Source organism: Rhodococcus sp. 14-2470-1a (genome assembly GCF_002259425.1).
Taxonomy (GTDB): Bacteria; Actinomycetota; Actinomycetes; order Mycobacteriales; family Mycobacteriaceae; genus Rhodococcoides; species Rhodococcoides fascians_E.
Genome location: NZ_NPFZ01000004.1, coordinates 56,578 through 71,772, shown reverse-complemented (window position 1 = coordinate 71,772; position 15,195 = coordinate 56,578). Strand labels below are relative to the sequence as shown.

Below are 15,195 nucleotides of genomic sequence, written 5' to 3'. Positions count from 1 at the left end.
CGATGGTTCAGGCAGCGTGGGGTCTGCTCCTCGGTCGGTCCGTGGGAAGCAACGACGTGTTGTTCGGCGCCACGGTGTCCGGACGCCCGGCGGGTCTGGCAGGCGTCGAATCCATGGTGGGTCTGTTCATCAACACCCTCCCTGTCCGTGTCCGGTTCGACGGCCACGAATCGGTCGAGTCCGTACTGGTGCGGCTGCAGGGTGAACAAGCCGATCTGCTCGATCATCATTACCTGGGGCTCAACGAGATTCAGCGAGCTGCGAATCTGGGAGCGTTGTTCGACACCCTGACGGTGTTCGAGTCGTATCCAGTCGACGAGGCCGGTCTCGCCGAACAGGCGAAGAACATCGACGGCATGTCGGTGTCCGGGGTCGAGCTGGAGGACGCGACCCATTACCCGCTCACGCTGCTCATCGCGGTGGATTCACAGGTGCATCTGAAGCTGAAGTACCTGACCGATGTTCTGGACGGCGCGGCCGTGGCCACCATGATGGGCCGGCTGGAACGCATTTTCGAGGCTTTCGCCGCGGATCGAACGGTCGCTATCGGCGACGTCGACCTGTCCGACCCGAGCGAACGCGCACTGATCGCTGCCGCGAACGACACCGCTCACGATGTCGACGAGTCGGCAACGCTCGTCTCGATGTTCGACGCCCAGGTGGCGAGGACACCCGACGCCGTGGCGCTGACGTTCGATGGCGAATCACTGACGTACGCCGAGTTCCATCGCCGGGTCAATCGACTCGCCCGTGCCCTCGTCGAGCGCGGTGTCGGCGCGGAATCGCTTGTCGCGGTTGCCTTCAAGCGCTCGCTCGATCTGATGGTCGGCGTGTACGCCGTGCTGGAAACCGGTGCAGGCTACGTGCCGATCGATCCGGATCAGCCTGCCGATCGCGTCGAGTACATCCTGAACACCTCCGCGGCGGCGACGGTTCTGACCACGTCGCGAGAACGGTTCCGGGCGGACGACGCGGTGGTGCTCGAGATCGACCGTCTGGGGCTCGACGAGTACTCGGATGCGCCGCTCGTCGACGCGGACCGCATCGGTGTTCTGCGTCCGTCGAATGCGGCATACGTGCTGTTCACCTCGGGCTCGACAGGTCGGCCGAAGGGCGTGACGATCACTCACGCCGCCATCGTGAACCGCCTTGTCTGGATGCAGGACCAGTACGGTCTACGGGCCGATGACGTGGTGGTGCAGAAGACACCGGTGACGTTCGACGTGTCGGTGTGGGAACTCTTCTGGCCGCTGCAGATCGGCGCCCGTTTGGTGATCGCGAGGCCGGACGGACACCGCGACCCGGTCTATCTGGCGGAGTTGATGCGCGGCGAGCGGGTTTCGGTCGCACACTTCGTGCCGTCGATGCTTGCCGTGTTCGCCGCGGAGCCCACAGCGAACGGTGCCGACGCGCTTCGATGGATCTTCGCGTCCGGTGAGGCGTTGCCGCCGGCCACTGCGCGGACGATCGGGTCGGTTCTGCCGGCCGCTCGGTTGGTCAACCTGTACGGCCCCACCGAAGCGGCCGTCGACGTGACCTACCACGACGTCGTCGACGCGGACGTCGCGTCGGTGCCGATCGGGCGTCCGGTGTACAACACCCGAGTTCACGTGCTGGACGATCGACTTCGCTCGGTGCCGGTCGGGATGGTGGGGGAGCTCTATCTCGCCGGTGTGCAGCTCGCTCGCGGTTACCATTCGCGTCCCGATCTGACGGCCGACAGGTTCGTCGCCGATCCGGCGGACAGGCACGGTGGCCGCCTCTACCGCACCGGCGACCTGGTTCGCTGGACGTCGAGCGGCGAGCTCGAGTACATCGGTCGCTCGGACTTCCAGGTCAAGCTTCGTGGTCTGCGAATCGAGCTGGGAGAAATCGAGTCCGCTCTTCTGCGGGCCGATTCGGTGGCTCAGGCCGTCGTACTGGTCGTACGCGATCAGCTGGTCGCCTACGTCGTGCCCACTGCAGGCGCGTCGGTGGACGTCGATGCTGTAGTCGCGTCGGCGGCGACCACGCTTCCGGAGTACATGGTTCCGGTGTCGGTTCTCGTTCTCGACGAACTTCCGGTGGGACCGTCGGGCAAGCTCGACCGTAGAGCGCTGCCGGAGCACACGTTCGAGAGCTCGGCCGAGTTCCGCGGTGCCGAAACCGATGTCGAGCGAGTACTCAGCGAGGTCTTCGCGGACGTCCTCGGTCTCGACGCGGTCGGCATCGACGACTCGTTCTTCGCGCTCGGCGGCGACAGTATCGTGTCGATCCAGCTCGTTGCACGCTCTCGGGCGAGAGGTGTCGTGATCACCCCACGCGACGTCTTCGAGCAGAAGACCGTCGCGGGTCTCGCTTCGGTGGCCGCCGCTGCCGAGAACCTCGTCGACGAGGTCGTTCTCGGTGAGCTCGACGGTGGCGGAATCGGTTGGGCACCACTGCTTCCGTTCGCTCGGTCGATGACCGATCGGGGTGGGTCGTTCGATCGCTTCGTGCAGTCGGTGACCCTCGAGTTGCCCGTCGGTATCGACCGTCAGGGAATCGTGTCGACCATCCTCGCCGTGGTGGACCGCCACGACGGACTCCGGGCGCGCCTGGTGAACGAGTCCCAGGGGTGGGGTCTCGAGACTTCCGCACCCGGTTCGGTGTCGATCGATCGTCTCGTCGACCGCATCGAAGTGGGCGCAGAGCTCGACCTCGACGAGGTTCTGGCTCGTACCGCAGCGGCCGTCGACGATTCGATGTCGCATCTCGACCCGTTCGCAGGCGACATGCTCCGCTTCGTCTGGGTCGATTTCGGTTCGTCGAGGAGCGGCCGTCTCGTCGTCGTGGCACACCACCTCGTCGTCGACGGCGTGTCCTGGCGAATCCTCGTGCCGGACTTCGTCTCCGCCTGGGCGCAGACGGCGGCGGGTGCAGTCCCCGCTCTGCCCGAGGTCGGCACGTCGGAGCGTCGCTGGGCGCACGCCCTCGCGGACGAAGCGCGTTCGCCTCGTCGTCTCTCGGAGATGGATCTGTGGCGCAGCGTCGCGGGAACTCCGGATCCGGTCCTCGGTACGCGCGCGTTCGACCCTGCCCGTGACGTCACGTCGACGGTGGAACGTTGTGCGATCGAGTTGTCGCCGAGCGTGACTCGCGCCCTGCTGACCGCAGTGCCCGATGCCTTCCACGGTGGAGTGTCGGACGGGCTGTTGGCCGGTCTTGCCCTTGCCGTACGAGAGTTCCGTGCGCGTCGCGGAGTGGATGCGCCTGCGACATTGGTTCAACTCGAAGGGCATGGCCGCGAAGAAGAACTGATTCCAGGTGCGGATCTCTCGCGCACCGTCGGATGGTTCACCAGCATGTACCCGGTCCGTCTCGACCTCACCGGAGTCGACCTCGCCGACGCACTCGACGGTGGCCCCTCCATCGGGGCCGCGGTCAAGCTGGTCAAGGAACAATTGCTCGGCATTCCGGACAAGGGCATGGGATACGGGCTGTTGCGGTACCTCAACGAGGACACCGCGAACGAGCTCGGCTCGCTGTCGACCGGTCAGATCAGTTTCAACTACCTCGGTCGTGGTAGCGCCGGTGAGGTTCCGGAAGGAATCGAAGGGTGGCTGCCCGCAACCGATTTCGACGATCTGACCATCAGCGGTGACGCCGACATGGCGGCGAACAAGACCGTCGACATCAATGCGATCGTCCGCGGAGCCGGGGACGATTCGGCGCTCGCTGCGACGTTCGCATTCCCCGTCGGTGCCATCGATGCAGACGACGTTCGGGAACTGGCCGACCTCTGGGTGGGCGCGCTGACCGCTCTGGCCGCTCACGTCGCGGACGGTACCGCAGGCGGTCTGACACCGTCGGACGTCCCGCTGGTCCGTATCGGTCAGCGCGAGATCGACGTCGTCGAACAGCGCTACCCGTCGACGCGTGACATCTGGTCGCTCGCGCCGCTGCAATCGGGCTTGTTGTTCCACGCACTGCTCGCGGAGTCGTCCGTCGACGTGTACACGATGCAGATGGTTCTGCGCTTGACCGGCGACGTCGATGCCGGTCGTCTTCGTACCGCTGCGGCGTCGCTCGTCGACCGGTACGACAACCTGCGGACCGCGTTCGTGACGGTCGCCGACGGCTCCACCGTTCAGGTGGTCCAGGACGACGTCGAACTCCCGTGGGCCGAGCACGACTTGTCCGGACTCCCGTCGGGAGATCGTGAGCGTGCGTACGAGGAGCTGCGTGCGGGGGAGCAGGAAGCTCGATTCGACACCGCCACGGCACCTCTCGTGCGTTTCACCCTGGTGAAGATCACCGAGGACGACAGTCGGCTGCTGTTCGCGAACCACCACGTCCTGCTCGACGGATGGTCCATGCCGTTACTGATGCGGGACCTGTTGGTTCTGTACGCCGCACACGGCGACGCGTCCGGTCTGCCGCGTGTGTCGTCCTACCGAACGTTCCTGTCCTGGATCGCACGTCAGGATCGAGCACGGTCCGAAGGCGTGTGGGCCCGAGCGTTCGAGGACGCTCCGGAGCCGACGATTCTCGCTCCCGGTGCCGTGGGACGTGAGATCACGTCACGGTCGGGTGCCGTGGAGACAGTCCTGTCGGCAGAGTTGTCCTCGTCGCTGACGCACTTGGGCGCCCGCCTCGGAGTCACCGTGAACACGCTGGTTCAGGCCGCGTGGGGAATCCTGCTGTCGGCATCGACCGGACGGGACGACGTCGTCTTCGGCGCGACGGTATCCGGCAGGCCTGCAGGACTTCCCGGCGTCGAGTCGATGGTCGGCCTGTTCATCAACACACTCCCGATCCGTGTTCGCCTGAACGCAGCCGAGTCCGTCGAGTCGGCGCTCACGAGGCTCCAGGCCGAGCAAGCCGATCTGCTCGATCACCACTACCTCGGGCTCACCGACATCCAGCGCGCAGCCGGTGTCGGTGCCCTCTTCGACACACTGACCGTGTTCGAGTCCTACCCCGTCGACGAAGAAGGGCTCGCGGCCCAGGCGTCGAACATCGACGGCATGGCCGTGTCCGGTGTGGAGTCGAACGACAGCACGCACTACCCGCTGACGTTGCTCATCGTCGCGAACGACCGAATTCGGTTGACACTGAAGTACTTCGAGGACCTGTTCGACGAAGATCACGTGGCAGCACTGATCGGCCGGATGGAGCGCATTCTCACCGCCGTGGCCGTCGATCCGAGCGTCAGGGTCGGCGACCTCGACCTTCTCGGCGACGACGAACGTCATGCCCTGGTCGTCGATCGCAACCAGACCGATCATGCCGTCGACGAGGCGTTGCTCCTGGACGCCTTCTTCTCCCGCGCAGAATCGACTCCCGACGCACCTGCCTTGACGTTCGAAGGCGACACGATCAGCTACCGCGAGTTCGCCGACCGCGTCCATCGGCTGGCGCGCTACCTGGCCGGCCACGGTGTCGGGCCGGAGATCGCGGTGGCAGTCGGCATGCGCCGGTCGATCGATCTGATGGTCGGCATCTACGCCGTCGTGGAGGCAGGCGGAGCGTACGTTCCTCTCGATCCGGAACAGCCTGTCGATCGTCTCGAGTACATCGTGGACGTGGCGAACGCGGTGCTCGTGCTCTCGACCGAGCGCGACGCGGTGGAGCTGGGTGCAGGTTCACCCCCGGTGATGCACATCGACACGCTGTCGCTGTCGGAGTATCCGGCGGTTGCGCTCGGTCCGTCGGACCGGACCGTCGGGCCGGACAACAGTGCATACGTGCTGTTCACCTCGGGTTCGACGGGTCGGCCCAAGGGTGTCACGATCACTCATCGCGCCATCGTCAACCGCCTCGAGTGGATGCAGGCCGAGTACGGACTGCACGACGCCGACACCGTCGTACAGAAGACACCGGTGACGTTCGACGTGTCGGTGTGGGAACTGTTCTGGCCCATGCGTGTCGGCGCGAGAACCGTCGTCGCGCGGCCGGACGGTCACCGCGATCCCGCATATCTCGCACAGCTGTTCGCGCGGGAGTCGGTCTCGGTGGCGCACTTCGTGCCGTCGATGCTCGGTGTGTTCTCGGCAGAACCAGGTGCAGCCGATGCTCGCGACCTTCGGTGGGTGTTCGCGTCCGGTGAGGCATTGCCGGAATCGACTGCGGCAAAGATCGTGTCGCTGCTTCCGTCGGCGCGGCTGGTCAACCTCTACGGGCCGACCGAAGCCGCAGTCGACGTGACGTATCACGAGTTCGTCGCCGCGGACACCCGCGGTGTCCCGATCGGTCGACCGGTCTGGAACACGCAGGTGTACGTGCTCGACAACGCTCTTCGGCCCGCTCCCGACGGCTCCGAGGGAGAGCTGTATCTCGGTGGCGTTCAATTGGCACGCGGCTACAGCTCACGACCTGATCTGACCGCGGACCGATTCGTCGCGAACCCCTTCGGACTCGGGCGGCTGTACCGCACGGGTGATGTCGTGCGGTGGAACACAGCCGGCGAACTCGAGTACGTCGGCCGCTCCGATTTCCAGGTCAAGCTGCGCGGACAACGAATCGAGCTCGGTGAGATCGAGGCCGCCCTCGTCGCCGACCCTGCGGTCGCACAGGCTGTGGTGGCCGTACGCGACGATCGTCTGGTGGCATGGGTCGTTCCGTGGACGGCACGCACGACAGTCGCGGACATCTCGTCGGAAGCCGAGACTCGACTGCCTGCGTTCATGGTTCCGTCGGCTGTCGTGCTGCTGGACGGTCTTCCGCTGACGAGCTCGGGCAAGCTGGATCGCAGGGCACTTCCCGATCCGGAGGTCTCGGCCGCGGAATTCCGTGCGCCCTCGACTCCGATCGAACAGGCCGTTGCGACGGTGTTCTCTGACGTGCTCGGCGTGGAGTCCGTCGGCCTGGACGACGACTTCTTCTCCCTGGGCGGCAACTCACTGGTGGCGACGCAGGTCGTCGCCAGGCTCGGCGCTGCCCTGGACACGACGGTCCCGATCCGGGTTCTCTTCGACGCCACCACGGTCGGCGGTCTCGCACGTGCAGTGGAAGCACACGTGGGGGCCGAAGGAACGGGCTCGCAGGGCCGTGTCGCACTGGCCGCTCAGGACCGCCCGGAACGGATTCCGCTGTCGCTCGCTCAGCAGCGGATGTGGTTCCTCAACCGTTTCGACTCTGCCTCCGCGGTCAACAACATCCCCGTCGCGATACGACTGACGGGCGAGTTGAACACCGAGGCGCTGCGCGACGCGGTGACCGACGTCCTCACCCGCCACGAGACGATGCGGACGGTCTACCCCGAGGTCGACGGTGTCGGGCATCAGGTGATCCTCGAGCCGTCCCAGGTCTCCATCGATCTGGCGCCGCACGCTGTGTCCGAATCGGACGTGGTGAACGAGGTCGTGTCGATCGTCTCGATCGGGTTCGACGTCACTCGAGACGTCCCCGTGCGCATTCGGTTGCTGGAAATGAGCCCCGAGTCGCACGTTCTGGTGTTCGTCGTGCATCACATTGCTGCAGACGGATTCTCGATGGGCCCTCTGACGCGCGACGTGATGACGGCCTACGCGGCACGCACTGCCGGCGATCGACCGCAGTGGCAACCGATGGACGTGCAGTACGCGGATTACACGCTGTGGCAACGCAGCGTTCTGGGCAGTGAGGACGACGCGTCGTCGCTCGTGTCGGCGCAGATCGACTACTGGAGGTCTCAGCTGTCCGGGTTGCCGGATCAGATCGACCTACCGTTCGACCACGCTCGACCCGACGTGGCGAGTTACCGCGGGCGAACCACACAGTTCTCCGTCTCACCGTCTCTGCACCGCAGTCTCGAAGAGCTTGCGCGGGCACACGATTCGACCGTGTTCATGGTCGTGCACGCAGCGTTGGCCGTGCTGATGGCGCGGTTGTCCGCGTCCGAGGACGTGGCGATCGGTACGCCCGTCGCAGGACGCGGTGATGCGCGCTTGGACGACTTGATCGGCATGTTCGTGAACACGCTGGTACTGCGCACCGAGGTGTCGCCTGCAGTTGCGTTCGACGCGGTAGTGGCACAGGCGCGTGAAGTCGATCTGCAGGCGTTCGGCAACGCCGACGTTCCCTTCGAGCGCTTGGTGGAGATCCTGGACCCGCAGCGGTCGCAGGCTCGTCATCCGCTCGTGCAGGTGGTGCTCGCATTCCAGAACCTCGGTCGCACGGCCCTGGAACTGCCGAACCTGTCCGCGGAGGCGGTGCAGTTCGATGCGGAGATCGCGAAGTTCGACCTGCAGTTCACCTTCGAGGAGGAGACCGGCGGCGGTTACACCTGCTACGTCTCGTACTCGACCGATCTGTTCGACGAGTCGACGGTCGTGTCGATGGGGGAGCAGTTCCTCGCTGTTCTCGGTGGTGTCGTGACCGATTCGTCTCGGGCGGTCGGTGACATCGAGATCGTCGATGCGCTGACGCGTGATCGTGTTCTCACTCAGTGGAGTTCGTCGGGTTCGGACGTGTCGGTGAGCGAGGCGACGCTGATCGATCGGTTCGAGGCAGCTGTGTCCGCGCATCCGGGTGGTGTAGCCGTCCGTTTCGGAGACGAGTCGGTGACGTACGCGGAACTCGACGGCCGGGCCGATCGTGTCGCGCGAGCTCTGATCGAGGTCGGAGCACATCCGGATGCGCTCGTTGCGGTGGCGCTCCCGCGGTCGGTCGAATTGATCGTGGGCTTGTTGGCGGTGCTGAAGGCCGGCGCAGGCTACCTGCCGATCGACCCGTCGTACCCGTCCGAGCGGATCGCGTTCATGGTCGACGATGCGAGTCCGGTTGCGGTCCTCACCGATTCGGCCGTGCTGGAGGGCGAGTCGATGGCACCGGTGCGCGCCGGTTCCCTCCCGGTCGTGGACTTGTCTCGACTCGAAGGCGAGGGGCGCATCGGTGCCGGCGGAGAGAGTGACGGCCGTGAGGATGCGGACAGGGTGTCCGATGCGGATCGACGCGCTCCGTTGCGTCCCGAGCACTTGGCGTACGTCATCTACACGTCGGGTTCGACGGGTCGTCCCAAGGGTGTGCTGATTCCGCATCGTACGGTCGTCCGACTTCTCGACAACACGGACGCATCGTACGGTTTCGGGCCGGACGACGTGTGGACGATGTTCCACTCCTACGCGTTCGACTTCTCGGTGTGGGAGCTGTGGGGTCCGTTGGCTTTCGGCGGCACGCTGGTGATGGTGGACTACTTCACGTCCCGGTCACCGGAGGCGTTCCGCGAGCTTCTCGCCGCCGAACGTGTCACGGTGTTGAATCAGACGCCGTCGGCGTTCTACCAACTTGCCGAACTCGACCGGGTGCAGTCCGCGGATGCGGGTGAGCTGTCTCTGCGGTACGTGATCTTCGGTGGTGAGGCTCTCGAGCCTCGTCGTCTCGCTGGATGGTTCGACCGCCACGGCGACGGCAGCACGGCGGGGCCGCGACTGGTGAACATGTACGGCATCACCGAGACGACGGTCCACGTGTCCTACCGCCCGTTGACGGCGGAGTCCATCGGCTCGGCGTCGGTGATCGGTGCACCCATCACAGGGTTGGGTGTCTACGTGCTCGACACTCGGTTGAACCCGGTGCCCGTGGGAGTGGCGGGCGAGCTGTACGTCTCCGGTGGGCAGTTGGCTCGTGGCTACCTCGGACGCGCCGACCTGTCGTCGGTGCGGTTCGTGGCCAATCCCTTCGGCGAGGGTCGGCTCTACCGCACAGGCGACGTTGCTCGATGGACGCGGCGTGAGGACGGTAGCGGCGAGCTGGTGTACCTCGGCCGTGCGGACGATCAGGTCAAGGTGCGAGGATTCCGCATCGAGCTCGGCGAGATCGAGGCTGCCGTCTCGGCTCAGAACGGCGTGACAGCGGCGGCGGTCGTGGTGCGTGAGGACTCGCCGGGTGCGGTTCGTCTCGTTGCCTACGTGGTGGGTTCTGCCGACCTGGACGCGGTGCGAGCGGGAACGGCGCAGTCCGTTCCGGAGTACATGGTTCCCTCCGCGTTCGTGCAGATGGACGAGATTCCGTTGACGGTCAACGGCAAGCTCGATCGGCGTGCTCTGCCGGAGCCCGCGGCGGTGGCCACGGCGTTCCGTGCGCCGTCGACACCGATCGAGGAGATCGTCGCGGGAGTGTTCGCAGACGTGCTCGGTGTCGCGCGCGTCGGTGTCGACGACGACTTCTTCTCGCTCGGCGGAAACTCGTTGCTCGCAACGCAGGTGGTGTCTCGGCTCGGTAGTGCCTTGGATGCGTCGGTGCCGGTGCGGCTGTTGTTCGAAGCCTCGTCGGTCGGCGACCTGGCTGCACGCGTCGAGTCCGCCGTCGGAGGTGGGCGCACCGAACTGGTCGCCCGCGAACGGCCGGCGAACGTGCCGTTGTCCTTGGCGCAGCAGCGCATGTGGTTCCTCAACCGCTTCGACAGTGCGTCGACGGCGTACAACATCCCGATGGCACTTCGCCTGTCGGGCCGCCTCGACGAGGACGCGTTCTCCGCGGCCATCGGTGACCTCGTGGCACGCCACGAGACGCTCCGAACGGTCTACCCGGAAACGGACGGTGGTGCCGTACAGCGGGTGCTCTCGTCCGAGCGTGCCGGGATCTCGTTGCACATCGAGGATGCCGATCCGGCGTCGGTGACCGAGAAGGTGATGGCGCTGGCCGCCACCCGATTCGACGTCACGACCGAAGTTCCGGTACGCGTCACCCTGTTCCGGGTCGGTGCCGACGAGTACGTCGTGGCGATGGTGGTTCACCACATCTCCGCCGACGGTTCGTCGATGGTTCCGATGACGACCGACCTGATGACCGCGTACGCGGCGAGGACGACGGGCACCGAACCGCAGTGGACACCACTGCCGGTCCAATACGCCGATTACGCGCTGTGGCAACGCGAGGTTCTCGGCCGAGAAGACGATCCGACGTCGGTCGGCGCGCAACAGTTGGACTACTGGAAGACTGCACTCGCAGACCTGCCGGACCAGCTGACCCTGCCGATCGACAAGCCGCGTCCTGCAGACCAGAGTTTCCGGGGCGGCCGCGTCGAGTTCACGGTTCCGGCCGGTACACACGCCGCACTGCAGGAGCTCGCTCGCGCACACAATGCGACCGTGTTCATGGCCGTGCACGCGGCGTTCTCGGTACTCCTCGCGCGCCTGTCGGGCATGAACGACATCGCCGTCGGTACGCCCATCGCAGGACGCGGAGAAGCGGCGCTGGACAATCTCGTCGGCATGTTCGTCAACACTCTGGTTTTCCGACTCGACGTGGACGGCGGCCGGGACTTCGTGGACCTGCTCGCGCAGGCACGCGAGACGGATCTACGGGCGTTCGCCAACGCTGATGTTCCGTTCGAACGCCTCGTGGAGGTCCTCAACCCCACGCGGTCGACGGCACGGCACCCGCTGTTCCAGGTCGGTTTCTCGTTCCAGAACGTGGCGCAGACGGCCCTCGAGCTCGGTGATCTGACGGTGTCGGCGGTGGACGCGGACTCGGGTAACTCGCAGTTCGATCTGCACCTGATCCTGGCGGACAAGTACGACGACTCGGGTGCGCCTGCGGGCTTCGAGGCGCTGATGACCTACGCGACCGATCTCTTCGAGCCAGAGACGGTCGACGCCGTCGTCGCACGCTTCGTCCGCGTCCTGGAGGAGGTCGTGGCGCGGCCGGACGTTCCGGTCGGAGACATCGACATCACCTCGCCCGGCGAACGCGTCGAGCTGGTGTCGACGTGGAACGACACCGCTCGCGACCTCGGGGCGGACCGAACTCTCGTCGATCTGTACGACGCGCAGGTACGGCGCAGCCCGGACGCGACCGCGGTCGTGTTCGACGGTGTCTCGCTCACCTACGCCGAGTTCGACGCTCGCGTCGAGCGCGTCGCGCGGTCGCTCGTCGAGCGCGGCGTCGGACCCGAAAGTCTGGTGGGACTTGCCATTCGACGGTCCACCGACCTCGTGGTCGCGATGTACGCGATCGCCAAGGCCGGGGGTGCGTACGTTCCTCTCGATCCAGATCAGCCGATCGAACGCACCGAGTACATCCTGTCCGTGGCGGCACCGGTCTGCGTGATCACCACGGCTCGCGAGAACGTCGTCATCGACGGCTCCGTCGATCTGGCGGATCTCGAGAAGGACGCGGATGCAGTCCGGACGACGGACGCGCGCGCGCTTCGCAGTGACAACCGCGCGCTTCGCGCCGACAACACGGCGTACGTGATCTTCACCTCCGGGTCGACCGGTAAGCCGAAGGGCGTCGCGGTTTCGCACGGCGCCATCGTCAACCAGTTGGTGTGGAAACACGCGGAATTCGGGATGAACTCGTCGGATTCGGTGCTGCTGAAAACCGTTGCGACGTTCGATCTCTCGGTGTGGGAGTTCTGGTCCGCCCTCACCGTCGGTGCATCCATGGTGATCGCCTCGGCCGACGGTCACCGTGATCCGGACTACCTGCTGGGTCTGCTCCGTGACCACGAGGTGACGACACTGCACGTGGTGCCGTCGATGTTGTCGATGCTGACCACGGTGTCCGACGGTGCACTGCCACCGACGCTGCGGCGAGTCCTGGCGATCGGTGAAGCACTGCCCGCGGCGACCGCGTCGGCGCTGAAGAAGGCGAGTTCCGCGGAGCTGTACAACCTGTACGGGCCCACCGAGGCGGCGGTGTCGATCACCTCGCACCGCGTCGTCGACGGTGACACCACGACGGTTCCGATCGGAAAACCGGAGTGGAACAGTCGGGTTCACGTTCTCGATGCGCGTCTGCAGCCCGTTCCCGTCGGCGTCAGCGGTGAGCTCTACCTGGCGGGATCTCAGTTGGCGCGTGGCTACCACGGTCGGGTCGATCTGACAGCCGATCGATTCGTCGCAAATCCGTATGCGAGCTCGGAACGTATGTACCGAACGGGCGACATCGTGCGGTGGACGCGCTCGGGTGAGCTGGAGTACATCGAGCGTGCGGACTTCCAGGTCAAGGTTCGCGGATACCGCATCGAACTCGGTGAAATCGAATCTGCCTTGCGCGGACTCGATTCCGTTCGCGACACCGCCGTGACCGTCTACAACGACGGACGCACCGGTGACCAGCTGGTGGCGTACGTCGTGCCGAACCTCGCCGGGGGCGAAGACGGCACAGATGCCGAGACGATTCGGATCGAGCTGACCCGAATCCTCCCGTCGTACATGGTTCCGTCGGTGTACGTGATGCTGGATGCGTTGCCGCTGAACGCCAACGGCAAGCTCGATCGCGCAGCACTGCCGGAGCCGGAGACGACCGTCGGGGAGTTCAGGGCCCCGACCAATCCCATCGAGGAAGTCGTCGCACGAACGCTGTCCGACGTGCTCGGTCTCGCTCGTGTCGGGTTGGACGACGACTTCTTCGCACTGGGCGGAAACTCCCTGATCGCGACGCAGGTGGTGTCCAGACTGGGCGCAGCCCTCGATACCCGCATTCCGGTGCGGACGATCTTCGAAGCGTCGTCGGTGGAGGCGCTGGCCGCACGGGTTCAGCCACTCGTCGGTGGCGGGGCGCGGGTTCCGCTCGCTCCGCGCATCCGGCCGGACGCGGTTCCGCTGTCGCTTGCGCAGCAACGGATGTGGACCATCAATCAGGTGGACACCTCGTCGGCTGCGTACAACATCCCGGCAGCCGTGCGGTTCACCGGTGCGCTGAACACGGCAGCGTTCGCAGCCGCCATGGCCGATGTGATCGAACGTCACGAAGTGCTCCGGACGCGGTACCCGGACAGTGAGGACGGACCGATCCAGCTGATCGGCTCGGTGTCGGACGCTCTGCCGGATCTGACGCCGATTCCCGCCACGGAGAGCGACGTCTTCGGCCGCGTCGGCGCGATCCTCGGTGAAGGCTTCGACGTGACGAGCGAGGTGCCGGTTCGTGCGGCTCTGTTCGCCTTGTCCGACACCGATCACGTGTTCGCGCTCGTTGCGCATCACATCACGGCAGACGGGTTCTCGATGCGCCCGCTCATCCGCGACGTGATGCTCGCGTACACCTCTCGTGCCGCGGGGGATGCTCCGCAGTGGGCACCGTTGCCGGTGCAGTACGCGGACTTCAGCCTGTGGCAGCGCGAGGTGCTCGGTAGTGAGGACGACCCGGACAGTGCACTCGGTGGGCAGCTCGCGTTCTGGACTCGTGAGTTGGCCGGGCTTCCGGACTTGTTGCCCTTGCCGACCGATCATCCGCGACCGGCGCGGCAGTCGACGATCGGTGAGGCGTACGAGTTCACGCTCGGTGCCGATATCGCGGGGCGTATCGAGAAGACCGCTCGCGAGCACAACGCGACCGTCTTCATGGTGGTCCACAGTGCGTTGGCGGTGCTGCTGGCCAGGCTCAGCGGCACCGACGACATCGCTGTCGGAACGCCGACGGCGGGCCGAGGCGAGGAAGCCCTCGACGATCTGGTCGGCATGTTCGTCAACACCTTGGTGTTGCGTTCGTCCGTGCAGGGAGGGTCGACGTTCTCCGAGTTGTTGGCGGACACACGTGACCGCGACCTAGCGGCCTTCGGCAACGCCGACGTGCCGTTCGAGCGGCTCGTCGAGCAGATGGGTAGAACGCGATCCAGTGCGTATTCCCCGCTGTTCCAGGTGATGCTGACGTTCCAGAACGCTGTCAGCGGCACGTTCGAGCTTCCCGGGCTCGAGGTGTCGACCCTGGCGGCAGACGAGGATCAAGCCAAGTTCGACCTGCAGTTGACTGCGATCGAGCAGTTCGACGAGTTCGGTGCGCTCACCGACGTCCGGGCGCTGCTGAACTACGCGACCTCGATCTTCACGAGATCGACCGTCGAGAAGATCGCGGACAGGTTCCGGCGCATCCTCGACACGGTCACCCAGGATCCGTCCGTGACGCTTCGATCGATCGACATCCTGACGGAGTCGGAACGTGCGGCGCTGACACCGAAACGAGCTCCGCGGACAGTGGACGACCTTCCGTCGCTGGTGTCGGAGGCTGCGTCGGTGAGCCCTGCGGCGACCGTTCTGGCGCACGAGGGGCGGGAGATCTCGTTCGAGGAGTTGTCGGACAAGCTCGCGTCGGTGTCCAAGGCGATGGGTACGACCCTCAAGCCCGAGGCGTTGGTCACCGTTGCTCTGTCGCAGTTGGTGCCTGGAATCCTCCCTGCGCTCGGTGCGCAGGGGTACGCGGAAGCGGTAGCGACGATGATTTCCGCGGCCGAGGATGTAGTCGGCCCCTGAACCACCACGACAGCTGACCCACGACGACAGCTGACGTCCCCACCGAGTAATTCCTCGG

The 15,195-nt window shown here is 65.7% G+C and carries 1 protein-coding gene (only partly in view); it reads left to right on the top strand.

The window, feature by feature from the left end:
- Positions 1-15,137, top strand: the 3' portion of a protein-coding gene (locus CH292_RS01740) for a non-ribosomal peptide synthetase (protein WP_094653849.1). 14,956 nt of this gene lie to the left of the window's left edge; only the last 15,137 of its 30,093 coding nucleotides appear in the window; the start codon falls outside the window, past its left edge; its stop codon occupies positions 15,135-15,137.
- The last annotated feature ends 58 nt before the right edge of the window (positions 15,138-15,195 follow it).